The organism is Oceaniglobus ichthyenteri (assembly GCF_003057885.1).
Taxonomy (GTDB): Bacteria; Pseudomonadota; Alphaproteobacteria; order Rhodobacterales; family Rhodobacteraceae; genus Oceaniglobus; species Oceaniglobus ichthyenteri.
This window is the reverse complement of record NZ_QAGK01000012.1, coordinates 63512-87093: the sequence shown is the minus strand read 5'-3', so window position 1 is coordinate 87093 and position 23582 is coordinate 63512. Positions and strand designations below refer to the sequence as shown.

At 58.5% G+C, this 23582-nt stretch carries 24 protein-coding genes; 7 read left to right on the top strand and 17 right to left on the bottom strand.

Annotation, left to right across the window (positions count from 1 at the left end; all coding sequences use genetic code 11):
* Positions 1–22: 22 nt before the first annotated feature.
* The 11 genes from C8265_RS16095 to C8265_RS16045 all read right to left on the bottom strand — a co-directional run bounded on the left by C8265_RS16095 (position 23) and on the right by C8265_RS16045 (position 10452).
* A complete protein-coding gene (locus C8265_RS16095) occupies positions 23–1312 on the bottom strand; it encodes an NAD(P)/FAD-dependent oxidoreductase (RefSeq protein WP_108485039.1) in 1290 nt (429 codons plus the stop codon).
* Positions 1313–1380: 68 nt separating this feature from the next.
* Positions 1381–2751 (bottom strand): glutamine synthetase family protein, encoded by a 1371-nt coding sequence (locus C8265_RS16090; RefSeq protein ID WP_108485038.1) that lies wholly within the window; start codon positions 2749–2751, stop codon positions 1381–1383.
* Positions 2738–3427 carry a type 1 glutamine amidotransferase gene (locus C8265_RS16085; RefSeq protein ID WP_108485037.1) on the bottom strand — a complete coding sequence of 230 codons (690 nt, stop codon included), beginning with the start codon at positions 3425–3427 and terminating at the stop codon, positions 2738–2740. The genes C8265_RS16090 and C8265_RS16085 overlap by 14 nt, the downstream gene beginning before the upstream one ends.
* A gap of 192 nt (positions 3428–3619) precedes the next feature.
* Positions 3620–4126 (bottom strand): TRAP transporter small permease, encoded by a 507-nt coding sequence (locus tag C8265_RS16080; protein WP_206050352.1) that lies wholly within the window; start codon positions 4124–4126, stop codon positions 3620–3622.
* Between the two features lie 13 nt (positions 4127–4139).
* Positions 4140–5189: a TRAP transporter substrate-binding protein gene (locus C8265_RS16075; RefSeq protein ID WP_108485079.1), complete on the bottom strand. Its 1050-nt coding sequence runs from the start codon at positions 5187–5189 to the stop codon at positions 4140–4142.
* A 27-nt stretch (positions 5190–5216) separates the two neighbouring features.
* Positions 5217–6515 (bottom strand): TRAP transporter large permease, encoded by a 1299-nt coding sequence (locus C8265_RS16070; RefSeq protein ID WP_108485035.1) that lies wholly within the window; start codon positions 6513–6515, stop codon positions 5217–5219.
* Positions 6516–6657: 142 nt separating this feature from the next.
* A complete protein-coding gene (locus C8265_RS16065; protein ID WP_108485034.1) occupies positions 6658–7071 on the bottom strand; it encodes a universal stress protein in 414 nt (137 codons plus the stop codon).
* Positions 7072–7205: 134 nt separating this feature from the next.
* Positions 7206–8114 carry a helix-turn-helix transcriptional regulator gene (locus C8265_RS16060; protein ID WP_108485078.1) on the bottom strand — a complete coding sequence of 303 codons (909 nt, stop codon included), beginning with the start codon at positions 8112–8114 and terminating at the stop codon, positions 7206–7208.
* A gap of 53 nt (positions 8115–8167) precedes the next feature.
* Entirely contained in the window at positions 8168–8986 is an 819-nt protein-coding gene (locus C8265_RS16055; protein WP_108485033.1) for an ABC transporter substrate-binding protein, read from the bottom strand.
* Between the two features lie 31 nt (positions 8987–9017).
* Positions 9018–9773, bottom strand: coding sequence for an ATP-binding cassette domain-containing protein (locus C8265_RS16050; protein WP_108485032.1), 756 nt, complete (start codon positions 9771–9773; stop codon positions 9018–9020).
* Positions 9766–10452: an ABC transporter permease gene (locus C8265_RS16045; RefSeq protein ID WP_420818876.1), complete on the bottom strand. Its 687-nt coding sequence runs from the start codon at positions 10450–10452 to the stop codon at positions 9766–9768. The genes C8265_RS16050 and C8265_RS16045 overlap by 8 nt, the downstream gene beginning before the upstream one ends.
* 186 nt (positions 10453–10638) lie before the next feature.
* Here C8265_RS16045 and tsaA point away from each other — a divergent pair, with 186 nt between their 5' ends.
* The 4 genes from tsaA to C8265_RS16025 are packed head-to-tail and all read left to right on the top strand — an operon-like array spanning position 10639 to position 13997.
* Entirely contained in the window at positions 10639–11148 is a 510-nt protein-coding gene (tsaA, locus tag C8265_RS16040; protein WP_108485031.1) for a tRNA (N6-threonylcarbamoyladenosine(37)-N6)-methyltransferase TrmO, read from the top strand.
* Position 11149: 1 nt separating this feature from the next.
* A complete protein-coding gene (locus C8265_RS16035) occupies positions 11150–12178 on the top strand; it encodes an iron ABC transporter substrate-binding protein (protein WP_108485030.1) in 1029 nt (342 codons plus the stop codon).
* Positions 12151–13173: a FecCD family ABC transporter permease gene (locus tag C8265_RS16030; protein WP_108485029.1), complete on the top strand. Its 1023-nt coding sequence runs from the start codon at positions 12151–12153 to the stop codon at positions 13171–13173. Before C8265_RS16035 ends, C8265_RS16030 begins: the two co-directional genes overlap by 28 nt.
* Entirely contained in the window at positions 13173–13997 is an 825-nt protein-coding gene (locus C8265_RS16025) for an ABC transporter ATP-binding protein (RefSeq protein WP_206050351.1), read from the top strand. The genes C8265_RS16030 and C8265_RS16025 overlap by 1 nt, the downstream gene beginning before the upstream one ends.
* Here C8265_RS16025 and C8265_RS16020 read toward each other — a convergent pair.
* Positions 13952–14161: a TOBE domain-containing protein gene (locus tag C8265_RS16020; protein ID WP_108485027.1), complete on the bottom strand. Its 210-nt coding sequence runs from the start codon at positions 14159–14161 to the stop codon at positions 13952–13954. The two genes, C8265_RS16025 and C8265_RS16020, sit on opposite strands and share 46 nt — an antisense overlap.
* 108 nt (positions 14162–14269) lie before the next feature.
* On the opposite strand from C8265_RS16020, the gene C8265_RS16015 reads away from it, so the two are divergent.
* On the top strand, positions 14270–15418 hold the full coding sequence (locus C8265_RS16015) for a putative sulfate/molybdate transporter (RefSeq protein ID WP_108485026.1): 1149 nt from the start codon (positions 14270–14272) through the stop codon (positions 15416–15418).
* 65 nt (positions 15419–15483) lie between these two features.
* Here the strand turns inward: C8265_RS16015 and C8265_RS16010 are convergent, their stop codons facing one another.
* The 4 genes from C8265_RS16010 to C8265_RS15995 all read right to left on the bottom strand — a co-directional run bounded on the left by C8265_RS16010 (position 15484) and on the right by C8265_RS15995 (position 19474).
* Entirely contained in the window at positions 15484–16770 is a 1287-nt protein-coding gene (locus C8265_RS16010; protein WP_108485025.1) for a TRAP transporter large permease, read from the bottom strand.
* Positions 16767–17318, bottom strand: a complete 552-nt coding sequence (locus C8265_RS16005; RefSeq protein WP_206050350.1) for a TRAP transporter small permease — start codon at positions 17316–17318, stop codon at positions 16767–16769. Before C8265_RS16005 ends, C8265_RS16010 begins: the two co-directional genes overlap by 4 nt.
* Positions 17319–17384: 66 nt before the next feature.
* Positions 17385–18356: a TRAP transporter substrate-binding protein gene (locus C8265_RS16000; protein WP_108485024.1), complete on the bottom strand. Its 972-nt coding sequence runs from the start codon at positions 18354–18356 to the stop codon at positions 17385–17387.
* Between the two features lie 38 nt (positions 18357–18394).
* Positions 18395–19474 carry a 4-hydroxythreonine-4-phosphate dehydrogenase PdxA gene (locus C8265_RS15995; RefSeq protein WP_108485023.1) on the bottom strand — a complete coding sequence of 360 codons (1080 nt, stop codon included), beginning with the start codon at positions 19472–19474 and terminating at the stop codon, positions 18395–18397.
* A gap of 123 nt (positions 19475–19597) precedes the next feature.
* Here C8265_RS15995 and C8265_RS15990 point away from each other — a divergent pair, with 123 nt between their 5' ends.
* Positions 19598–20269, top strand: coding sequence for a GntR family transcriptional regulator (locus C8265_RS15990; RefSeq protein ID WP_108485022.1), 672 nt, complete (start codon positions 19598–19600; stop codon positions 20267–20269).
* Between the two features lie 274 nt (positions 20270–20543).
* Positions 20544–22529, top strand: coding sequence for an acyltransferase family protein (locus C8265_RS15985; protein ID WP_164512358.1), 1986 nt, complete (start codon positions 20544–20546; stop codon positions 22527–22529).
* 65 nt (positions 22530–22594) lie between these two features.
* Here the strand turns inward: C8265_RS15985 and C8265_RS15980 are convergent, their stop codons facing one another.
* Positions 22595–23491 carry a 5'-methylthioadenosine/S-adenosylhomocysteine nucleosidase gene (locus tag C8265_RS15980; protein ID WP_108485020.1) on the bottom strand — a complete coding sequence of 299 codons (897 nt, stop codon included), beginning with the start codon at positions 23489–23491 and terminating at the stop codon, positions 22595–22597.
* Positions 23492–23582 lie beyond the last annotated feature (91 nt).

Here is a 23582-nt window from a genome sequence, read left to right as displayed (position 1 = left end):
CACCCACATTGCGCGGCAGACCCTAAAACCCGATCCTGTCGCGCAGGGAATACCATGTCATCGCCAGGGCAAGCAGGGGCGCGCGCAACGCGGGGCCGCCGGGAAAGCGCGGATTGGGCAGGCGCGCCATTGTATCAAATTGGGTGGCATCACCGGCAATGGCGTTGGCGATCATCTTGCCCGCCTGGGTGGCCATCGCCACCCCATGGCCGGAATATCCCGAGGCATTATAGATTGTGCCATTGCGGGAAAAATGCGGCATCCGATTCATCGTGATGGCCAAGGTACCGCCCCAGGCATGGGTGATGGTCACATCTTTCAACTGCGGATAAATCTGCAACATGGGTTTGCGCACCACTGCGGCAATGTCGTTGGGAAAGCGATAGCCGTAACTTTCACCCCCCCCAAACAAAAGACGATTGTCACCGCTCAGCCGCCAGTAATTCACCACGAACCGGTCATCAGCGGCAGCAATGTCTTGGGTCAAAACGGTTTTTGCCCGTGCGCCCAAAGGTTCCGTGGCGATGATGAAATTGTTGATTGGCATGACCCGCGCCGCAACCGGCGCATTCAGCCCGCCCAGATACCCGTTGCAGGCCAATATCACATGATCGCATCTGACACTGCCCTGTTCAGTCAGGACATGGGCGTTTTCAACCCGTGTGACCGGGCTGTTTTCGTAAAACCGCACGCCTGCCTTTTGCGCCGCACGCGCAAGACCCAGCGCGAATTGCAGGGGGTGCAGATGCCCCGCCCCACGGTCAATCACCCCCCCCACAAACATGTCCGACCCGATCAGCCCGCGCATGGCGGCGCGATCCAGCGGTTCAATCTGATCATATCCGTATTCGCGGGCCAGATGGGCGGCGGCGCTGTGGGCCTTGGCCACGCCTGCCGCGCTGCGTTCAGCATAAGCAATGCCGGGGCGATAGGACGCGTCAATTCCGTGGGTTGTGATCAGTTCTTGCACCGTGGCCTTGGCCGCCTCGGCGATGTCCCACAGGGCGCGGGCGTCAGCGGGCGCGTGGCGCTCCAGCCAATCCTGACCTTGGCGTTGGCCGGTGCCCACCTGTCCGCCGTTGCGCCCGGATGCGCCGAACCCGACGCGCTGCGCCTCAACCACGGCCACATCAAACCCGGCCTGGGCCAGATGCAATGCCGCCGACAGCCCCGTATATCCGGCACCCACAATGCAAATATCCGCGCGCAGATTTTCGCGCAGGGGCGGCGATTCCGGCAAGGGCTGCGCCGTTTCCGCGTACCAACTGGGTGGATAGGCACCGGGCGTGTCATTTGCAAAAAGCAGGTTCATCCGTCTGGTATGCCCCGGCGGTTTTCCCGGCACAAGCATGGTTCAAATCCATATGCCATGGGCCGCCCTTACACGTTCAGCAGCAAATGCTCCCGCTCCCACGGTGAGATTTCTTGCAAAAACTCATCGTATTCCGTGCGTTTGACGATGGAATAGACCCGGGCAAATTCAGGGCCCAACAGATTGTGCAACGCCTCTGCCCCATCGAACAGATCTATCGCGTCAAACAATCCGCGCGGGATCGCCTCTTCTGCCTGATAGGCATCACCGGAATATTCCGGTGTCGGGTCGACCTGCTCTACCAACCCAAGATATCCACAGGCCAGCGATGCAGCGATCCCCAAGTACGGATTGCAATCCATTCCCGCCAGCCGGTTTTCAACCCGCCGCCCGTGCGCTTCGGAAATCGGCACGCGCAGGCCGGTGGTGCGGTTGTCACGCGCCCATTCCAGATTGATCGGCGCGGCGTGGTCTTTCACATAGCGCCGATAGCTGTTCACATAAGGGGCCAGCACGGCAATCGCTTGGGGCAGATATTTCTGCATCCCGCCGATGAAATGGTGAAAGGCCGGTGTTTCGCTGTCGTCGGGATTGGAAAATATGTTTTCCCCTGTCGCCATATCCTCAACCGAATGGTGAATATGCATCGCACTGCCCGGCTCGTGTTCGATCGGTTTGGCCATGAAGGTGGCAAAACAATCGTGGCGCAACGCCGCCTCGCGGATCAGACGTTTGAAGAAAAATATCTCATCTGCCAGTTTAAGCGGGTTGCCATGGCGCAGGTTGATCTCCAACTGCCCGGCGCCGCCTTCCTGGGTGATACCGTCAATTTCAAACCCTTGGGCCTCGGCGAAATCATAGATGTCATCGATCACTGGACCGTATTCATCGACCGCACTCATGGAATAGGCCTGGCGTGCGGCGGCGCGCCGCCCGGTGCGGCCCAACATCGGCACAATCCCTTGACCCGGATCGATATTGCGCGCGACCAGATAAAACTCCATTTCCGGCGCGACAATCGGCTTCCAACCCCGGTCGTGATAGGCTTTGATTACCCGTTTCAACACGTTGCGCGGCGCATTCGGAACCGGCTCGCCGTTTTGCAGGGTTGCATCGTGAATCACTTGCAACGTCCAATCCGCGGTCCAGGGCGCGGCGGTCGCGGTCGTGTAATCGGGCGACAGGATCATATCGGGTTCGGTGAACCCTTCGCTGCCTGCTGCCTCGGCCCACCCGCCGGTGATGGTTTGATAAAAGATCGAATTGGGCAGGAAAAACTGTGATTGACGTGAAAATTTGCTGGCTGGCATTGCCTTGCCACGGGCAATCCCCGGAATGTCCGAGATGATACATTCCACCTCGTCCAATCGCCGCCCTTCCAGAAAGGTGCGCGCGGCGGCGGGAATTTGCGCCATCCAATCGGGATCAGGCCGTGACATGGGCGGCCGCCTTTAAAAACTGCGCCAAACGATGGCCCATATCGGTGTTATCCAAGGGTTTGTTCAATTTTTCCACCGCGGCATCCAACAACGGGTCGGGCACCACGCCGCGCCCCCGAGTTTGAATCAGCGCATCAATGAAATCGGCGTCAAATTCGGGATGGGGTTGCACGGTGAAAATCGTATCGCCATAGACCAACGCCGCATTGGCGCAAAAATCGCTATGCCCCACCACCTGTGCATTGGGGGGCAGTGCCACCACCTGATCCTGATGCCAGGCGTTCATCTGGTATGTGCGCCCTTCGATCTGATAGGCGGTGCGCCCCACAGCCCAGCCGCCCTGATATTTTTCGACCCGTCCGCCCAGCGCCTGAGCGATGATCTGATGGCCGAAACATATCCCGACCATGGGCCGCCCGGCGTGGTGAACGGCGCGAATAAAATCCTCAAGCGGGGGAATCCACGGCCAATCCTCATAGGCGCCATGTTTTGAACCGGTAATCAGCCAGCCATCGCAGGTATCAATACCGGGGGGCATTTCACCATCGCAGACCACAAAGGTGGAATAGGTAAACCCATGCCCCTGTAAAAGCTGCGCAAATTTCTCGGGGTAATCTGTGGTTTTTCCCACAAGATTATCCGGCACACGCCCGGTTTGCAAAATGCCGATATGCATGATTCACCTCAATGACCAATCTGCGCCACGCTAATCCGCCGCCCGCTGCTGTGCAATGGCGATGGCAGGACCGTGTTCATTGGCGATATTGACGCCGCAGTGAAACGAATGCCGACGCGCCAAATCGACCGTGCCCGGTTGCGCGCGCTATATGGCAACGCGCGCGATTGCCCCCAACGGCAGGGCGCGCAATCAAAGTTGTTGCAGATCTTCGCTGCTGGGCGTGTCTTCGGCCAACAGGGAATCCAGAATGTTAAAGAAGAATTGCAACGCCAACAGCCCAAAGCCAACCGGCACAAGCGCATAAGGAATGCCAACCGGGGTGCCAAAGCTGGACGATACCCGTTCGCCATATTCAAACGCCGAGGCCGCCATGAGATAGCCGCGCCAGGCCATGATGCCGCAAAACACAGCGCCAACAATACCAATAAGCGCGCGCACCGCCCTTTGCGCCGCACCGGGCATCATATCGGCAAAAAACGTGATGCGGATATGGCTGTCGGTGCGTTGCACATCGGCCGCTGTCATCACCGCAAGATAGATGATGAGAAACGTATTGATTTCAAGCGACCAAGAGGTGGGCGCCGTGAAAGCGTATCGCATCAGCGCATCATAACAGATCGTCACCACCATAAAGGCCAGAACGAGCTGACCCAGAACCTGAGTCAGATGAATGATACGCTCAAGAAAACGTCGCACGGCGCCCCCCATGTCAGGCTGTTTCGCCCAAAGCCAGCGCGATGGCACGTCTGCCGACATCTTCGCCGACTTCCTTGATCCATGCCTCGTCAACGGCCACCGATGCTTTGTTCAGCGATTCGATGTCTTCGGCGCTGGCCTCTGAGATTTCAACGCCGGCGGCTTCGACCATGGGCCAATATTCGTCGGGATAGATGGTGTCGTTGGAATATTTCGCACCGTTTTCTTCAAACCACTGTGCGGCGTCCTCGAATGCGGCTTTCACATCGTCATCCATCGCGGCCCAGCGTTTCGTGGTTACGAACAGGCCAATGCCAAAACCGGTCAGCGGCAGTTTATAAACATGGTTTACCTGCTCCTGCAGGGAACGCCCGATCACGGTTGAAATATTGGCAACCGCCGCATCCACCGTATTGCGCTGCAACGCCAGATACAATTCCGATGACGGAATGCGCACGGCGGCGGCGCCATAGCCTTCGATGATCTGCGTTGCCTCAAAGCTGACAACGCGCATTTTCTTCCCCTCAAGATCGGCGATCGAGCGGATCGGCGCGGCAGCGGTTGACCAGATATATTCCGGCTCAAGAATGTTGCCCATCATCGAAACCATATACAGGTCTTCCTTGGCCAACTCTTCGTTGATCAGGTCAAACAGCGGGCTGCCCTTGGCAATGCGGCCGGGATTTTCATACAATGCCTCAACCACGCCCGGCAGGCCGGTAATGCCCAAAATCGGGATCGACCGGGTGACATAGCTGGTGGTGTGGAACATGAAATCAATCGTGCCCGAACGCAGCGCGGGCAGTTGTTCATCCGCCTTCAACAGTTTGCCACTGTCGAAATAATCGGTTTTCACTGCATCCGATGCATTCAACCGCTCAACAAATCCGGCCGACCCATAAGACAGCGCCTTATAGCTGGGCGGCAGATAGCTGACGCCGGTCAAAGTGGTTTCTGCGGCCATCGCCGGGCGCAGGCCCGCACCCAAAGCCGCACCACCAACAAGGGCCGCGCCCGTTCCCAAAAATTTGCGCCGTGTGGGCGCCTTTTGTGTCTTGGTCATCACTTTCTCCTCCATCAAATGACATATTTACTGCAGCAGGTTTGGCAACCACAGGCTCAGCTCGGGCACCAGAACGAACAACATCAGCATCGCAAACTGTACAAATACAAACGGCACGACCGAGCGGATGATTTCTTCGATCCCCAACATCGGACACACGCCTTTCAGCGCATAAAGGTTCAGCCCCACAGGCGGCGTCACCACGGCAATTTCAAGGTTCATCACCATGATGATCCCGAACCACAGTGGATCATATCCAAGGGTTTCAATCAACGGCAGCAGGATCGGCGTGGTCACCACGATCAGTGACACGGCATCCACCAACATGCCCAACATCACCAACGCCAGCATCAGAATGATCAGGATCGCCCAACCGGGCAGATCGGTGGCGGTCAGGGCGGCGCTGACATTTTCAGGCACCCGCACCAGATTAAGGTAATCGCCAAAGATCCGCGCACAGCCGATAATCAACAGGATCGCGCCGGATACCTTTAGCGAACTTGAGAAAATCTCCATCGTCTTTTTGAGGGTCAGCACCCGAAACACCGCCCCGGCAATAAACAGCGCCCCCGCCGCGCCGAATGCCGCCGCCTCGGATGGGGTGGCAAGGCCGGAATAAATTGCGCCAAGCACAATAAACACCAGCAAAAGCGCGTGCCAGATGCCGCCAAGGCTGCGAATTTTTTCGCCGGTTGTGGCTTTGGGTCCGGTGTCCTGGGGGGCCTGTTCGGGGTTCAGACGCACGCGGATATAAATGTAAACCGACAGCGCCAGCGCCAATGCAATGCCCGGAACAATACCGCCAATAAACAAGGCACCCACGCTGACGCCAGACACCGCGCCGTAAATGATGAACGGCACCGATGGTGGAATAAGCATCGCCAATGCGCCTGACGACGCCACCGATCCGGCGGCCAAGGTGCGCGAATACCCCCGGTCCAACATCTGTGGCACCGCGATCGACCCGACAGCGGCCACACCGGCCACCGAAACGCCCGATACCGCGCCAAAAATCGCCGATGCCCCCACCGTGGCAATCGCCAACCCACCGCGCAGCCATTGCAGCCACAAAGCCGCCGCGCGAAACAGATTGCGCCCCACCGGGGTAGCGCCCAGAATATTGCCCATCAAAATAAACAGCGGCAGCGCGATCAGCTCGAACGAGTTCAGCTGCCCAAACAACGATGACGGCGCAAAGAAAAACGCCAAGGATCCGCGCGCCATATACAGGCCCAACAGCCCGCTGGCCCCCAGCGCAAGAAATATGGGCGCACCAAGGCCAATCAGGCCCAACAATGAAACAACGACGATAATCGGTTCGATCATGGCGCGCCGCACCGAAAATCAGCTGTCACAGAACTCTCCCTTACTCATCGCTGTACCGGCGCCCCGGCAAACCTGTCCGGACAAATAGACAGATTGCCAAAGCCATCGTCAAGGTGAACATCTTGAAAAAATCGCCGCCCCTTCAGCGAACAACAAACACCGAAATGCTTGCGTGCGAGGCCAGATAACCGGCATTTGACGCAAAGAAATGCTCGGCAAAGCCGGGCACATGGCTGGCCATCACGATCAGGTCAGTTCCCAGCGTTTTTGCCGCACGTTTCAGCACCGTATCAAGATCGACCGCCGGATCATGGCTGATCTCGGAATGGGGCATGAATGTCACGCCCAACTCGGCCGAGCGTTCGGCGGCAAAGGCACCAAGTTTGCGGTCAAACTCATCCGGGGTGCGCGCGATCTTGGTTGGCACCGTCTGGCCCACCCCCACGATATGGGCCTTTGCGCCGTAAAGCTTCGCAAGATCAGCCGCGACCGACAACGCCTTGGCAACCTGATCGGCATGGCCAAGATCGACGGGAATCATGATGTTTGAATACATGGTGGTCTCCTTATACTGGGGCGAACCTATCACGCGTTTCGTGCCATGTCCTTGCCCTGGATCAAACCGATGGTGAGCGGCGCGATTGGTCGTGGTCGGCATCAGGGTTGAGTGCTCTCGAACCCAACGTCAAATCACCCGGCGCTTGCGTTCCAGATCACCTGTCCGAAATGTTCGATACCATAGCCGCCATAGGCCGCCGCCCGGCTGGCGAATTGCGCTGTTGCGCAGAATTCCATCAGGCGCTGAACGGGTGTGTCAAACCAGGCTTTTCGATCAAAAAGAAGCGCAAATTGTTCTTCGACGATGGGTAGAAATTCCAACCCATAACCGCGCGCCACCGCCTCAAGGCCAAAGGCGGCATCGCCATCGCCGCGCCGAACGGCCTCAACGGCGGCGTCTTCGGTGCGCGCCACCTCGGCAAAGTCCAGAGCAGCCAATTCCAGCCCCTCTTTTGCGGCCAATTCCCGAAACAAGGTTTCTGTTCCGGATTCTGCCTGCCGGGGAACGATGCGCCGACCGGCCAGATCCGACAGGCGTGCCGGTCTTGCCTCACCGGGCCGAAACACCAAGCCACGTCGCCGGGTCGCAAACGAGATCAACACAGCGTTCTGACCGGCCGCGCGGTGCGACACAACCGGCACGTTCCAACGCGCCGACGCCGCATCATGAACATGCAATCCCGCCGCCACCCCTTCGCCCCGAACAAACCGGTCAAGCCCATCAAGCGATCCATCGAAATAGCTGGCCAGACCGCAACGCGATTGCCGGATCGCCCAATCCAAGAGGGGATCATGACTGCCCAGCACGATTGGCGGGCGGTCTGCAGGCCGGGGTTCGGGCGCTGTGCCTCCCCCCGATTTCGCCTGCGCGATCCAACTTCTGATGTCCGCCGCAGGAAAAAGAAGCTTTCCTGTCGCCCTTGAGCATGGCACCGCGCCAGAGGCCGCCAGATCATAGATCTTGCGTTCTTTCAGGCGCAACAATTCCGCCAGTTCCTTGACCGTCAGGTATTCATGATCGGGAAAGGCCGGGTCGGTCATCATCATCCGTTCAAAGTGTCGGGGCGGCGATCCGTGCCGCCCCGACAAGACTATCAGTTGGTGGGTGCGTTTGGAAAGAACAACTGCTGATCGGCCACCTTGTAGCCCGCAATCGCATCCTGCCCTTCGCCCGACACAAGCCAGTCGGCAAATGTCTGCGCTGCCTCGGCGTTGACCGACGGGCATTTTTCCGGGTTCACCGGGATCACGCCATATTGGTTGAACATATCCTCGTCACCTTCAACCTGAATGGCATAATCCTGTTTGTTGCCAAAGCTGATCCAGGTTGCGCGATCGGTCATCACATACGCACCCATGCCGATGCCCGCATTCAATGTGGCACCCATGCCCGAACCGGTTTCACGATACCAATCACCGCTGGCCGCCGTCGGATCAACGCCGCTGTCCGCCCACAGCGACACTTCTTTCTTATGCGTGCCACTGTCATCGCCGCGCGACGCAAACAGCGCGCCTTTTTCGGCAATCTGTGTCAGCGCGCCCTGAACATCGGTCATCCCGCCAACGCCCGCCGGGTCAGACCCCGGACCAACAATGACAAAATCGTTATACATCAGATCGGTACGCGCGGTTCCAAACCCCGCGGCAAGGAATTTTTCCTCGGACGGTTTGGCATGCACAAGCAGCACATCGCCATCGCAATTTTCGGCGTTCTTGATCGCCTGCCCGGTGCCCACCGCGACCACATTCACCTGAATGCCGGTCTTGTCCTGAAAGATCGGCAAAAGATAATCATACAGCCCCGAGTTTGCCGTCGAGGTGGTGGATTGCACGATGATTGATTGATCCTGCGCCCAGGCAGCGCCTGTCAAAAGCAGGGCGACGGTGGTTGCCCCAAATGTTCTTCTCAGCATTTCAATAGCTCCTTCATTCAGTATTGGTATGTCAGACGACAATTCTGCCGCTCAGATAGTCCCGGGCCGCGCTGCTTTGCGGTGTGGGGAAAAAGTCAGCCACGGGGCTGTGTTCGGCGATGCGGCCACGGTGCAGGAACACGATGTCATCGGCGATGCGCCGGGCCTGCCCGACATCATGGGTGACAAAAATGATCCGGACACCCCGACTGCGCGCGCCGTTCACGATGCCCTCAATCGCCAGAACCGACGCCGGATCAAGGCTGGCCGTGGGTTCGTCCAGAAACAAAACCTCGGGGTCGGTGGCCAATGCGCGGGCAAGCGCCAGTCGCTGCGCCTCGCCGCCCGACAGCAGGCGTGCGGGTTGATCGGCCTTGTGCGACAGGCCGACATGTTCCAAAAGGGCCGCGCGCCGCGATCTGTCCTTGCCCCGTACTTTCAGCACGAAATCGATATTCGCAGCCACCGACCGGCGCAGCAGGACAGGCTTTTGAAACACCAACGCCTGTCGTCTGGTCACTGCGGTTGGCGTTTGGCTGCCCCAATGGATCTGGCCCGCGCTTGGGTGAATCAACCCATGCAAAAGCTTTAACAACAGGCTTTTCCCCGACCCGTTGGCGCCCATGACCATGGTACAGCCCCGTGTATCAAGATCGAGAGACAGGCCATCAAGCACGGTCGTTTCCCCAAAGCGCAGCGTCAAATCGCGCACGACCAGCGGCATGAGCGGGCTATTTTGCGCGCTTTCCCGGATGTGCAGGGGGGTCAGGGCGGCCGCGTCAGACATAGGCCTGCCTGGCCGCCGTCATCCGCACCGATTGCACCGCCGCGTTTACCCCAAGGGCGATGATCAACAGGATGATGCCCAGCGCCAGCGCCAACGCGAGATCCCCCTTTGAGGTTTCCAGCGCGATGGCCGTGGTCATCACCCGCGTCAGATGGTCGATATTGCCCCCGACGATGATCACCGCCCCGACTTCGGCAATGGCGCGGCCAAATCCGGCCAACCCAACGGTCAAAAGTGAATATCGCGCATCCCACAATAACGCCTGTATCGTCTGCAACCGCGTCAGACAAAGCGAGCGGAACTGTTCGGCATATTCGGCGTGCAAATCTTCAAGAACCTGGCGCGACAGGGCCGCGACAATGGGCGCGATCAGGATCGTTTGCGCGATGATCATCGCGCTTGGCGTATAAAGCAGCCCAAGAAACCCAAGCGGGCCAGAGCGCGACAGATGCAGATAAACCAGCAGCCCGACCACAACCGGGGGCAGCCCCATCAGCGCATTCATCACGATCAAAACCGCATTGCGCCCGCGAAACCGGCCAATGGCAACAAGCGCCCCAACCGGCAACCCGATCAGGCAGGCGATCACCGTTGCCGTCAGGCTGACCCGCAACGACAGCGCGACGATCTCTAAAAGATCGCCGTCACCGGACAATACCAGCGCAAAAGCAAGTCCCAAGGCGTCAGTTATGCTTTGCAGAGCGATCCCCGATATGCAAAAATTCCCACATGTCGGAGGATATGCAGTTTGGCATCCAAAGTTCAAGCCTAGCCTTTGGGTGAAATTAAAGGCATGTTCCGATGAACCATGGCCAATTGGCCAAAAATCCATGAAATAAAGACTGCATAATTTCCGGAGATCCCCATGAGCCAGACAGAGGAACTGCGCCCCAATGAGCAGGCAGTCACGCTTGCCCCTGCGGCGGATGCGACATTGCGCTTTATCGGCACCATCCACACCCCTTGGCGCGATCGCAAGGATTGCCCACGCCAAGGGCGGCTTGACGGGCCGGACTGTCAATTGGTTCTTGATCCCGTCTGGCCCGACGCGCTGGATGGGCTCGAAGCGTTTGACACGATCGAAGTGTTGTATTGGCTGGACAAAAGCCGCCGTGATCTGATCCGGCAAAGCCCGAAAAGCAATGGGCAGACGGTGGGCACTTTCGCGCTGCGCTCGCCCGTGCGGCCCAATCCGATTGGCACATCTGTCGTCAAACTGCTGCGCATTGAAAAGGGTACGCTGCATGTGCGGGGGCTTGATTGCCTTGATGGTACGCCGCTGATCGATATCAAGCCTGACCGCTGTGTGTTCAGCCCGCAAGCGCCGGCAAAACCCGGCGACTCGGATACAGGCCCACAGGCAAAGAGGGATTGAAATGCGTTTTTTGTTGATTGCCCTTGCCCTGCTTGCCGCGCCGGTTCAGGCGCGCACCATCGTTGACAGCGCCGGGCGCAAGGTTGAAATCCCCGAACAGGTGAACACGGTATTTGCCGCTGGCCCTCCGGCGGGCGCCCTTGTCTATATCATGAAACCCGAAGTGCTGACCGGATGGCCCCGTGCCCTGCGCCCCGAAGAAGAGGCGTATATCGCCGAACCGTTCGTGGGTCTGCCAGAAACCGGACGCATCACCGGGCGTGGCGGTGAGGCGAATTTGGAACGGGTGTTGCAGGTCAATCCTGATCTGATCATCGATTTCGGATCGGTGCGCGACACCTATATCGATCTGGCCAACCGCGTGCAGGAACAGACCGGCATTCCCTATCTGTTGATCGACGGGCGGTTTGAAAACACCGCCGACGCCTTGCGCATTGTCGGTGACGCGCTGGGCGTGCCCGACCGCGGCACAGCCCTGGCGGCAGATGTGGAACAAACCTTTGCGCGTCTGGATGCAATGCTGGCCGATATCCCCGAAGAGGCCCGCCCCCGCGTTTATCTGGCCCGTGGGGCCGATGGGTTGGAAACGGGCATGAAAGGATCAATCAACACCGAAATCATCGAACGCGCAGGCGGGCGAAATGTGGCCGATGATGGTGGGGCGACGCGCGGCCTTGTGCAATCGTCAATGGAACAGGTGATCGCGGCGAATCCTGACACGATTGTCACGTGGGATACGAACTTTTATGGCAGGGTGTTTGACGATCCGTTGTGGCAAGGCATCGACGCGGTGCGCGACGGGCGCGTTTATCTGGCCCCGATGGCGCCCTTTGGCTGGATCGACCGGCCCCCGGCCCTTAACCGGATGATCGGGCTGATCTGGATGGCAGGTTTGCTGTACCCCGAAACATGGGAGGGCGATCTGCGCGAAGACACCCGCGCGTTTTACAAGCAATATTATCATGTCGATCTGAGCGATGCGGAATTGGGGAGGCTCCTTGAATGGGCGCAGGGAAAACCGCCGATGTAGCCCTGCAAAGGCCCGCTCTGACGCTGACTGGCGGACTGGCGCTGTGTCTTGTTGCGCTGGCCTTTGGTGCGGTGATGATCGGGCCATTCGGCCTGACGCCGGGCCAGACAGTGGCGGCGCTGATCGGACGGGGCGATCAACAGGCGGCAATCGTGGTGTGGAACATCCGCCTGCCCCGTGTGGCGGCGGCGCTTTTGGTTGGGGCCGCCCTGGCCGCGGCTGGCGCGACCTATCAGGCGTTGTTTCGCAACCCATTGGTATCACCTGATATTCTGGGCGTTTCGGCTGGTGCGGGCCTGGGCGCGGTGGCGGGCATTTTCCTGTCATTGCCGGTGGCGGCGATTCAGGTTTCGGCATTCATCGGCGGCATGGTGGCGGTGGGGTTTGTGATGCTGGTGGCGTCATTGGTGCAAAACACGGATCGGACCCTCACACTGGTCCTGGTTGGCGTCGTGATCGGCGCGCTGGCCGGGGCGGCGACATCGCTGCTCAAGGTAATGGCCGACCCTTACGATCAATTGCCCGCCATCACATTTTGGCTGTTGGGGTCATTGGCTGCCACAACGATCCATGATATCCTGCCCGCTCTGCCGATGGTGTTGATCGGGCTGGTGCCGCTGATCCTGCTGCGCTGGCGAATCAATGTTCTGAGCCTGGGCGATGAAGAGGCGCGCGCCTTGGGGGTTGAGGTGGCGCGCACACGGTTTCTGGTGATCGTCGCCGCCACCCTGATCACTGCCAGTGTCACGGCTGTGGCGGGGGTTGTGGGCTGGGTCGGGTTGGTTATTCCGCATATCGCGCGGATGCTGGTTGGCCCCGGTTTTGCGCGGTTGTTGCCCACATCGGCGCTGATCGGCGCGGGCTATCTTTTGATCGTTGATACCCTGGCGCGAACCCTGGCGCAGGTCGAGGTGCCATTGGGCATCCTGACCGCCGTGATCGGTGCGCCGTTTTTCGTCTGGCTGCTGGCGCGCGGCAGACGCGGTTGGTCGTGATGCTGACGGCGCAGGGTCTTTCCATCGGGTATGGCAAAACGCGGATCGGGTCGGGTTTGGATCTTAGCGTGGGGCGCGGTGAAATTCTGTGCCTGCTCGGGCCAAATGGCTGTGGCAAAACCACGCTGTTTCGCACGGTTCTGGGGCTGCTACCGGCGCTGTCAGGAACGGTGTTTCTGGGTGGCAAGCCGATCACGGCACAGACTCGCGCGGATATCGCGCGGCAGGTGGCCTATGTGCCACAGGCCCATGCCCCGCCCTTCCCGTTTGAAGCGCTTGAGGTTGTTCTCATGGGGCGCACCGCCCGGCTGGGTTTGTTTGGCCAGCCGGGGCGCGATGACCGCATGATCGCGCAAAACGCCATGGACAGGTTGGGCATAGCGCATTTGGCCCAGCGCGATTATTCGCGCCTGTCGGGTGGTCAGCGGCAGTTGGTGCTGATCGCGCGGGCCTTGGCGCAAGAGGCGCATCTGATCGTTATGGATGAACCAACCGCCAGCCTTGATTTTGGCAATCAGGCACAGGTGTTGGCGCAGATTTCCACCCTTGCCCGCGATGGTGCGGCGCAAGGCTGTGGCATTATCCTGTCAACCCATGACCCGGATCAGGCTTTCGCGCTGAACGCGCAGGTTTTGCTGATGAAAGACGGCAACAGGCAGGCGCAAGGCGCGGCGCATACGGTTTTGACAGATGCCAACCTAAGCAAGGTGTACGGCATTCCTGTTTCAATCGAAACCACGTCATCGGGCCGCAAGGTGTGCCTGCCGTCGCTGAATGTTCAATCGACGCCGACAATCACATCCGACGCCTTTATAATCGCATGAGCCGCCTTGCCCACTTCAAGCCCCAGATCATCAACCGACGCATTGGTGATCATGGCCGTCACCACGGCCCCACCGCCCAGGTCAATCTGTACGGTCGAATTGACGGTACCCTTGTCGATTGCCTTTACGGTTCCGCTCAATGTATTGCGCGCGCTCAGTTTCATGGTCGGCCACTCCTGCTGGTTTCTGTTCTGTTATACAGTATGCTGCGTCTGGCCGATTTCAACCTTGTCGATCTGGAAACCGACCGGGGCGGCGCTGTCGGGTGAAACATGATGGGTGAGTCTGCGAAAAACAGGTTTCGGTTCGATCTGCGCGAGGCGAATGGCGCGCTTGGCGATATCGGAACGCTTTTGCCCCTGACCCTTGGCACGATCGCCTTGGTCGGTCTTTCGGCGCAGCATGTGTTGTTGGGTTTTGGCCTTTTTTACATCGCCACAGGTCTGATTTATCGTCTGCCAATTCCGGTGCAACCGATGAAGGCCATTGTCGCCGTGGCCCTGGTCAGCGAGGTAACGCCAACCGCGCTTGCGCTCAGCGGTATGTTGATCGGTGTGACGCTTTTAGTTCTCGGGGCGAGCGGGATCATCGACAGATTGGCACGCCTTGTGCCGCAATCGGTTTTGTCAGGGCTGCAACTTGGGCTTGGGCTGGCGCTGGGCTGGATCGCGCTTGGGCTTATGAAGGATCAGATGCTTATTGGCGCGCTGTCTTTGGGGTTTGCCGTTGTCACGCTGCGCATGGGGCTTCATGCGGCACTGGCGACAATCGTGTTCGGGGTGATCCTTGGCGTCGGGATTGCGCAGCCTGATGTGCATCAACTGAATGTATCACAGGGTAGCGGCTGGACGCTGCCGATTCCCACAATCGAAGATTTCCGCATGGCCATCGCCGATCTTGCGCTGCCGCAACTGGCGCTGACCCTGACCAACGCCGTATTCCTGACCAGCCTTGTAGCGCGGGATTGTTTCGGCGCCCCTGCCGCGCGGGTCACGCCACGCAAGCTTTGCCTGACATCGGGCGCGGCCAATCTGATCCTGGCGCCATTCGGGGCGCTGCCGATGTGCCACGGGGCCGGGGGGGTGGCCGCGCACCACCGGTTTGGCGCAACAACCGGCGGCGCACCGATCCTGTTGGGCGCGGGCCTTTTGGTGCTGACGCTTCTTCCCGACCCGATCAGACATGCCGCGCTGACATCAATCCCCACCGCCACGCTGGGCGCGCTTTTGTTGATCGCATCGGTCGAACTTGCCGCCAACCGTCGCCTGTTTGATGCCAGACCATCCTGCCGACCGGTGATTGCGGTTGCGGCCGTTGCAACAGCCCTTGGCAACCCGCTGTTGGGTCTGTTTCTTGGCACAATCGCGGAAATCGGGCGCAAATGGATCTTGTCCTATCTCGGACTCCGGCGACAGAGATAATAAAAATCGGGCGCAAGGGTATGATCCCCGCGCCCGATTTGGCCCGACATGCACAAGGCTGTGCGCTATGGGCTGTAGAATACGCCGACCAACCACAGCGGCACGGCAGGCACATAAGTAACCAACAGCAGAACCGCGACCAGAACGCCGATGAACGGCAGGTTGGTGCGGGTTGTCGACCACACATCGGTTTTGGCAATGGAACAGGCGGTGATCAGCACACTGGCCACCGGCGGCGTCTGCTGACCCAAGGCGATGTTCAGCGTCAGCAGAATGCCAAAATGCACCGGGTCGATGCCGATCTCACGAACCAGCGGCATGAACACAGGCACCGTCAGAATGATCGCGGCCGCCCCGTGCAAAACCATCCCGACCCCCAAAAGGAATACATTGATGATCAGCAGCACTGCAATCTTGTTGGTGGTGATCGTGGTGATCCCTTGGGCCAAACGCTGTGGCAACTGGGTTTCCGTCAGGTACAACCCCAGAACAGCGGAAGTCGCAACAAGAAGCATGACAACCGCCGTCTGGGTCACCCCATCAACAAGCGCGTCATACAATTTGCGCGCGTTCAGTTCACGGTATGCCAGCCCGCCGATCAACAGCGCGGCCAATACGGCAATACCCGCGCCTTCGGTTGCGGTGACAATGCCGCCAAAAATTCCACCAAGAATGATCAGAGGCAGGATCAACGCCCAGCCCGCACTTTTGAATGTTGACCAGACCCGGCACAGATTGAACGCCTCTTCGCGCGGCAGGTCATAGCGCACGGCAAAATACCAGCTCAGTCCCATCAGCCCCGCCGCCCCCAACAGGCCCGGAACGATGCCCGCGACAAACAACTGTACAATCGACGTATCCGAAAGCGCGCCGTACAGGATCATCGGGATTGATGGCGGAATGATGATGGCCAGCGACGCCGAAGACGAAGTGATGGCGGCAGCAAACCGGGGGGAGTAGCCCTTTTTCTTCATCGCGGGAATCAGGATTGAACCGGTCGCGGCCACATCGGCCACCGCCGAGCCCGAGATTTCGGCGAAAAACAGCGAAACGCCAACGTTGACCATGGCCAGACCGCCGCGCACAAACCCGATCAACGATGACACAAAGGCAATCAGACGCGTCGAGATGCCGCCGGTGTTCATCAATGCACCGGCCAGCACGAACAGCGGAATTGCGATAAGCGGGAAACTGGTCGCGCCATCATAAAGCGAAAGCGCAGCGTTCAAAAACCCCAAAGAGCCGTTCAGGATCCACATCCCGATCAGGGCCGCGCCAAGAATGGACACCGCAATCGGCACCCCGATGGCAATCATCAGGAACATCGACAAAAGGATCATCGCTTCGGTCATGGCTTTTGCCCCCGCTTCAGTTCCGCCTCGGCACGGGCAATTTCGTGGGCGATTTCCTGTGCTTCGGGGTCCAGCCCGGCACGCACGTCGCGCAGACGGTTTGGCAGCGTCAACAGTCGGCTGAGAACCATCAGGGCGGCGCTGACCGGCAAAATCCCCTGTACGAACCAGCGCGGCACAAAGCGCAATGTCGTCATCGTTTCATTTCCAAAAATTCCCAGAATGACCCATCCGGCCCAGGCCGCGATGGCAAAGACACCGATGAAAATCACCTCGCCCGACCAGAACAGAACGAAACGCCCCGCTGGCGGCAGGCCAAACAGCAATCCATTGAATCCCAGATGCGCATTGCGAAGTGTGGCAAGTGCGGCACCCAGAAAAGTGATCCAGGCCAACAGGACAACCGCAACCTCATCATACCAGATCAGAGATTGCCCCGAGTAGCGAAAGGCAACACCAACAAGAATCACGCAGGTCAGTCCAACGATAAGGGCAAGGGTCACGGCCTGCAAAACAAGGTCGAGTGTGCGGGAAGCTATTGAAATCATTACAGTCGCCTGTCTGAAAAAGACGAAGCAGCGCCACGGGCTGGGCGCTGCTCCTGCTCGGTATGTTTAGTCGGCCAGTGACAAAGCCTGGTCGATCATTGCCTGCCCGTTTTCAACTTCGCTGGCGAACTTTTCGTACAGCGGCTTGGAGGCCTCCACGAATGCGGCGCGGTCGGTCTGGTTGACCTCCATTCCGCCCTCTTCGAGCTTTTTCAAAAGCGTGCCATCCTGCATTTCGCCCTGTTCGCGCGCCCACAGGGCAACTTCGGCGGCGGTTTCGCTCAGGACGGTCTGCACATCGGCATCCAGCTTTTCAAACGCGGCGATGCCAACGGTGGGGTATGCGGGGGAATACACATGGCCCGACATTGACAGATATTTCTGAACTTCGTTCAGCTTGCCACCCGCAATGTTGGTCAGGGGGTTTTCCTGACCGTCGATCACGCCGGTCTGCAGGGCAACGAACACTTCGGAAAACGACATCGGTGTCGGATTTGCGCCGTATTCCTTGAACATCGCCACACGCCAGCTTGAATTTGGCGTGCGGATTTTCAGACCTTCCAGATCGGCGGGTGTGACAACCGGGCGTTCATTGTTGGTGATCTGGCGAAAGCCGTTTTCCCAAATGGCAAGAGGGCGATAACCCTGCGCCTCGGCGGCGGGCACCAGCACATCCTTGAACAGCGTATCATCGATACGTGCCAGATGCGCGCGGTCCTTGATCATGAAGGGCAGATCGAAAATCGCGTATTCGGGGGCAATTTCGGGCATGGTGGACGACGGCAGAGTCAGGGTCATCGTGCCCAGCTTGATCTTTTGCAGCATGTCCTTGTCTTTGCCCAGCTGGCTGTCGGCAAAAACCTTGACCACGGCCTTGTCGCCCAATTTTTCATTGGCGCGGCGGGCAAATTCGCTTGCGGTTTGTTCCTGCAACGATCCGTTAGCGGCGGACAGGCCGAAAATGATTTCTTGCTGCGCAATGGCCGGACCCGCAACTGCGAGTGTGGCCAAAGCAAAGACGGTGTGACGAAGTTTCATGTTATCTCCTCCCAAAGATTTATCAAAACGTTTGTGTTTTAGCTCCAGTCGTCGGTTCCGGCCTGAATCCGCCCGATCAGGGCGGGCAGTGCACGGCGAAGCTCATCGTGATTTGTGGGTTCGGCGGCGTCAGACAGTTGCGCCAGTCCGGCCAGTTTGCGGCCAAGATGCACAGCGTTAAACGTGGCGCCGGTGTCGGCCTTGCCCTGCCCGGCGATATCATAGGCGGTGCCATGGGCCGGGGTCACAATCGGAAAAGGATAGCCGGCAATCAGGGTAACGCCCCGATCAAAACCCAAAAGTTTCATGGCGATCTGGCCCTGATCATGGAACATGGTCAGCACGGCGTCAAATTCGCCCTTGATGGCGCGCACGAATACGGTGTCTGACGGCACAGGGCCGGTCACGGCCAACTGCTCCTTGCGGGCACGCTCGACCGCGGGCGCGATGATATCATCATCTTCAGTTCCGAAATTACGCCCGTCGCCGGCATGGGGGTTCAACGCCGCCACACCAATGCGCGGGCGCTCGAACCCCGCGCCCTCCATGATCTGCGCGGTCAGTTTCAGGCTGTTGTAAATCCGGTCAGTGGTCAGTGTATCGGCCACGTCGCGCAGGGGAATGTGCGATGTCACGCGGGCATTCCACACCTCATCCAGCACGTTGAATTCGCGCCCCGATTGGGTGGCCCCGATGGTGGCGTCGATGAACCCGATTTCATCCACGTAATCAGGTTGCGCCTGGCGCATCGCGTGTTTGTTGAAAGGGGTGAAAAACACCACATCGGCAATGCCGGCATTGGCAATCGACAGCGCAGCGCGAAAATTCTGAACCGATCCGCGCCCGCCTGCGGCACTTGCCTCACCCAAAGGCACATCAGCAGGATCGCAATTTCCCATATCAAGAAAAACCGACCCTTGGGGCAGATTGCCCAGATCATCGGCCGTGATACGCGGCAGATCCAGTGTGACTCCGGCCTGTGCACAACCCAGTTCAAGCACGCGCGCATCGCCAATGACGATCATCTCGCCCGCTTCCACCGCTGGATCCGCAAGGACCCTTGCAGCCAACTCTGGTGAAACACCTGCCGCATCACCCAGAGCAAACGCAATCTTCATGCCGACCTCACAGTTACCGAGTACAAATTCTTTCCTGTGTATTATGTATACAAAATTTTATATTGTAAATTCAAGATGTATTTTCCCGAACAACGCTCTAATATATTTGCGAGGAGAACACTGATGAATGACACGACCGAACCGGCCCACCCCCTGGCCATTCAAAAAGAAACGCTGCACGATCAGGTTGCCAGCCGGGTGCGCGACCTGATCATCGAGGGCGTGTTGGAGCCAGGAAGCCGGATCGACGAAACGACGCTGCTGCGCCAGCTTGGCGTGTCGCGCACACCGTTTCGCGAATCGCTGCGTACGTTGGCGGCCGAGGGTCTGATCGTGATCCGCCCGTCGCATGGCAGCCGGGTGCGCAAACTGACCCCATCAGAAGTGCAATCCATGCTGGAAGTGCTGGCCCATCTGGAAGGGTTGGTCGGGCGTCTGGCCTGTGAGCGGGCATCGGACGCCGATATCGAAGGTATGCTGGATCTTCACCGTCGAATGATCGGATATTACGAATCCCGCAACCGGCTTCCTTATTACAAGCTTAATCAGGAATTTCACAGTCGCCTGACCGAACTGAGCGGGAACCCGACGCTTGTTGAGATTCAGGCCAACATTCAGGCGCGTCTTAAACGGATTCGGTTCATGGGCAACGCGACGCCCGAACACTGGGCCAATGCCGTGGCCGAACATGAAGAAATGGTCGCCGCGCTAAAAGATCGCGACGCCACGCGCCTGTCCGATATCATGGAACGCCACCTCGCCAACACGTGGGACAGGGTGCAAAACAGCATCTGAATGTCAGCATAGCCCTCAGATGATTGAACCATGTGCGCGGCAGGCCCGGCCCTGATCCTAGCCAGCGCACTGTACCTTTCAGTGCCACGCACAGATCGCCCTTTTGCGCGGTGCGGCCCTGAACGCATCGGTATTGAATATTCATTGGTTTAAGATATTCAGACCCCCCATATCGGATGGTCTTGCAGGCCCGCAAAACGGTCGCGGCACTTCGTGAGGCCCAAGTATCCCTGACGCGATGTCCGTTGGGTACGTTTCAACAAAGGAATGTCGCGTGACGATAGGACGGCAAAACGCAGCGCGTGAGATTCGGCACGATATTGACGGCTTGCGCGCGCTTTCGGTTCTGATTGTTCTTTTCTATCATGTCGGATTTTCCGATTTTGGCGGCGGCTTTATCGGTGTTGATGTCTTCTTTGTCATTTCCGGCTATCTGATCATTCCGGCGGTGTTCAAACAGAGTGCGGCGGGCACGTTTTCGGCACGGGATTTCATGTTGCGGCGGTTTCGCCGTCTGGTGCCCGCCCTGCTGCCGGTGCTTGCCTTCAGCGGCGCTGTTGGCCTGTTATACCTCAGCGACAGCGCGTTTGTAGAGTTTTTAAACAGCGCATTTGCGGCATCGGGATTCTTCTCGAACTATCTGTTTTTGGCACAAAGTGGATATTTCGAACGCAGCAGCGATACCATCTTGTTGCTGCACACATGGTCATTGGGGGTAGAGTTTCAATTCTATCTCATCCTTGCGGTGCTGCCCTTTGTTGTGAAATCGCGCATGACGCTTGTTCTGATCCTTTTCGCGGGCGTATCGCTGATCTGGGCAGAATATCTTGTTCAAAACGCAGACAACCGCGCGTTTTTCGGGATAGTGCCGCGGTTTTGGGAATTGGCCATCGGCGGGATTCTGGGCCTGAGTCAGGGGGCGTTCGCACGGTTTGCGCGCTTTGGCTGGATCATGCGGTTGGTTGGGCTGTGCGTGATTGTGACGACGGCTGTTTTGTACCGCTCGGCCCTGCCCTTTCCCGGCTTGGGCGCGCTGTTGCCCATCATCGGGGCGGGTTTGGTGGTGGCAGCCCCGGCGCAAAAGTCGGATCCGTCGTTTTGGTTTTTGACCAATCGGGTGATGCGGTGGATCGGCACGCGGTCGTATTCGATTTATTTGTGGCACTGGCCGCTTATCGTTGCACTCAAACTCATCATGATCATCCCCAACGAAGGAGAGCGGATGGCCATTGCCCTGCTGGCTTTTCCGTTGGCTGAACTGTCCTATCGGTTTTTTGAAAGGCCTGTGCGTACAAACCCGTGGTGGCGGTTGCCCAAACGATCGGTCGCGGTGGCGGTGATACCGTTGATTATGGTTGGCTTTGCCTGGACGCTTGAAAAACAGACATCCCTGATAAGCACCGCGCGCACATATCTTCCCCTGCATGATGCCCGCGTCATCACGGCGTTGGCCGACACCGCACGTTCAGATTACATTGATCATCTGACCAATCTGGGCATGGATGGGCGCCAGGGCCTGTGCAGTCTGGACACCTATGAAACGGTGCCTGCCACCCTCGCGTGTCTTGAAACTGCGACACAAAATGCCACCCGCGGTGCGGCGCCCGGTGATCAGCCGGTTCTGATTATAGGCGACAGTCACGGGCGCGACATGTTGCGCACCATTGGATATGCCTTTCCCAAGGCGCATCTTGTGATGCTTCATTCCTCTGGCTGTGCGCCAGCGCAATATACCGTTCGGGCCAACCGGCATTGCTTTCCCGGCCTGAACGACAACCTTTCCGAGGTACTGTCCATCGTCCAACCGAAACTGGTAATTCTTGCATCGCACTGGCCAATTGTGGGTCTTTCCCCAACCTCAAAAACCCTGACTGATCTGGATCGGTGGGGCGGTGAGGTTCTTGTCATCGGGCCGGGACCAAAGTTTCAGAACCCCACCGTCAGCGCGATCCGCGGTTTGGGGTTGAACAATGCGAATCTGACCCCGGACACCCGATTGCCAGCGCGGTTTGATTTTGATGTTGCGGCGGCACACAGGGCGCTGGTTGAAATGGCGCAACCTTATGGTTTTCATGTGTATAACCGATTGGCAGCGCTTTGTGACCCTGATGGATGTCTGGCCTTTGTGCCGGGTGACGATCTGACCTTGATGAATTTCGACGATCAGCATCTGACGGAATCGGGCATGCGGTTTTTGGCACGGGATCTGGGAGGTGATCCGGCCATTCGGGCGCTGATGTTACCACCATCGCCCAAATGAAACCCCGGCTCTTTCCCCATGATCCAAAACCCGCCCTCTCACCGGGTTTGCGGTAAAACCGCGCGCTATTCCAATGCGGCGACAAAACCGCGCATCACGCTTGCCGCATTGCTGGCCGCGAGGGACATGAACGTGCCCATTTCATTCGCCCCCTCGCCGCCGCCGGCCAGATCAGACAATGACCGGAACGCGATGAACGGCACGTCATTGGCATAGGCAACATGGGCCACCGCCGCGCTTTCCATATCCAGAACCTGTGCCTCAAATGTTGCAAAGGCCCAGGTTCGCAATTCGGCATTGTCCACGAAGAACGGCCCCGACACCCCATTGCCGCCAATTACGATCTCGGGCGCGGTGCTCAGGCATTCGTTGTCGGGATTGCAATCGGCCAACGTCATTTCTTCCGCAACCCGGCGCGCGGTTTCCAACAATTTTTCATCCGACTGAAACCAGAAACGATCATCCACTTCGGCACTTGCCGCCGATTTGATCCCCATCGGGACGGTCGTGATCATGCCCAGGTTTTCAAAATCGCTGTTCATCCAGGGCGGAATCGAAAACGCGCCATCGGTTTCGCGGGCCATCACACCTTCGAGGTATTTGCCCCATTGCGCCGGAACCACCACATCGCCAATCGAAAGGCTGGTATCGACACCGCCCGCGATACCGGAAAACGCGATGGTCGTAATGTCAAAATGATCAAGCGCAAGTTGCGTGGTCATGGCCGCGTTCACCATCGAAACGCCCGACAGAAAAATCACCACATCCTTGCCGCCCATCTGGCCGGTGATGAAGGTGACGCCATTCAATTCATGTTCGGACGGGTTTTCCAACCCTTCCTGCAACGCCACCCATTCGGGCGGGAATGCCGACATCAGGGCGATGCGCGGTGTGTCGTCCAGCATTTCGGCGGCCGACATTGTCGGCATGATGGCAAGGGCAAGAATTGATAGATGGCGCATGGCAGCCTCCGTGATTGATCTAACGCCGACCGAAGCACCGAGGCGCCCGGTAAGTCAAGGTTGAGAACGACATGAAAGGGTTCTGCCGGTC

What these genes read in the sequence shown, in the direction of transcription:
- C8265_RS16095 (WP_108485039.1), bottom strand. Translation starts at nt 1,312, where the DNA reads ATGAACCTGCTTTTTGCAAATGACACGCCCGGTGCCTATCCACCCAGT.
- C8265_RS16090 (WP_108485038.1), bottom strand. Translation starts at nt 2,751, where the DNA reads ATGTCACGGCCTGATCCCGATTGGATGGCGCAAATTCCCGCCGCCGCG.
- C8265_RS16085 (WP_108485037.1), bottom strand. Translation starts at nt 3,427, where the DNA reads ATGCATATCGGCATTTTGCAAACCGGGCGTGTGCCGGATAATCTTGTG.
- C8265_RS16075 (WP_108485079.1), bottom strand. Translation starts at nt 5,189, where the DNA reads ATGACCAAGACACAAAAGGCGCCCACACGGCGCAAATTTTTGGGAACG.
- C8265_RS16070 (WP_108485035.1), bottom strand. Translation starts at nt 6,515, where the DNA reads ATGATCGAACCGATTATCGTCGTTGTTTCATTGTTGGGCCTGATTGGC.
- C8265_RS16065 (WP_108485034.1), bottom strand. Translation starts at nt 7,071, where the DNA reads ATGTATTCAAACATCATGATTCCCGTCGATCTTGGCCATGCCGATCAG.
- C8265_RS16060 (WP_108485078.1), bottom strand. Translation starts at nt 8,114, where the DNA reads ATGACCGACCCGGCCTTTCCCGATCATGAATACCTGACGGTCAAGGAA.
- C8265_RS16055 (WP_108485033.1), bottom strand. Translation starts at nt 8,986, where the DNA reads ATGCTGAGAAGAACATTTGGGGCAACCACCGTCGCCCTGCTTTTGACA.
- C8265_RS16050 (WP_108485032.1), bottom strand. Translation starts at nt 9,773, where the DNA reads ATGTCTGACGCGGCCGCCCTGACCCCCCTGCACATCCGGGAAAGCGCG.
- tsaA (WP_108485031.1), top strand. Translation starts at nt 10,639, where the DNA reads ATGAGCCAGACAGAGGAACTGCGCCCCAATGAGCAGGCAGTCACGCTT.
- C8265_RS16035 (WP_108485030.1), top strand. Translation starts at nt 11,150, where the DNA reads ATGCGTTTTTTGTTGATTGCCCTTGCCCTGCTTGCCGCGCCGGTTCAG.
- C8265_RS16030 (WP_108485029.1), top strand. Translation starts at nt 12,151, where the DNA reads ATGGGCGCAGGGAAAACCGCCGATGTAGCCCTGCAAAGGCCCGCTCTG.
- C8265_RS16025 (WP_206050351.1), top strand. Translation starts at nt 13,173, where the DNA reads ATGCTGACGGCGCAGGGTCTTTCCATCGGGTATGGCAAAACGCGGATC.
- C8265_RS16020 (WP_108485027.1), bottom strand. Translation starts at nt 14,161, where the DNA reads ATGAAACTGAGCGCGCGCAATACATTGAGCGGAACCGTAAAGGCAATC.
- C8265_RS16015 (WP_108485026.1), top strand. Translation starts at nt 14,270, where the DNA reads ATGATGGGTGAGTCTGCGAAAAACAGGTTTCGGTTCGATCTGCGCGAG.
- C8265_RS16010 (WP_108485025.1), bottom strand. Translation starts at nt 16,770, where the DNA reads ATGACCGAAGCGATGATCCTTTTGTCGATGTTCCTGATGATTGCCATC.
- C8265_RS16005 (WP_206050350.1), bottom strand. Translation starts at nt 17,318, where the DNA reads ATGATTTCAATAGCTTCCCGCACACTCGACCTTGTTTTGCAGGCCGTG.
- C8265_RS16000 (WP_108485024.1), bottom strand. Translation starts at nt 18,356, where the DNA reads ATGAAACTTCGTCACACCGTCTTTGCTTTGGCCACACTCGCAGTTGCG.
- C8265_RS15995 (WP_108485023.1), bottom strand. Translation starts at nt 19,474, where the DNA reads ATGAAGATTGCGTTTGCTCTGGGTGATGCGGCAGGTGTTTCACCAGAG.
- C8265_RS15990 (WP_108485022.1), top strand. Translation starts at nt 19,598, where the DNA reads ATGAATGACACGACCGAACCGGCCCACCCCCTGGCCATTCAAAAAGAA.
- C8265_RS15980 (WP_108485020.1), bottom strand. Translation starts at nt 23,491, where the DNA reads ATGCGCCATCTATCAATTCTTGCCCTTGCCATCATGCCGACAATGTCG.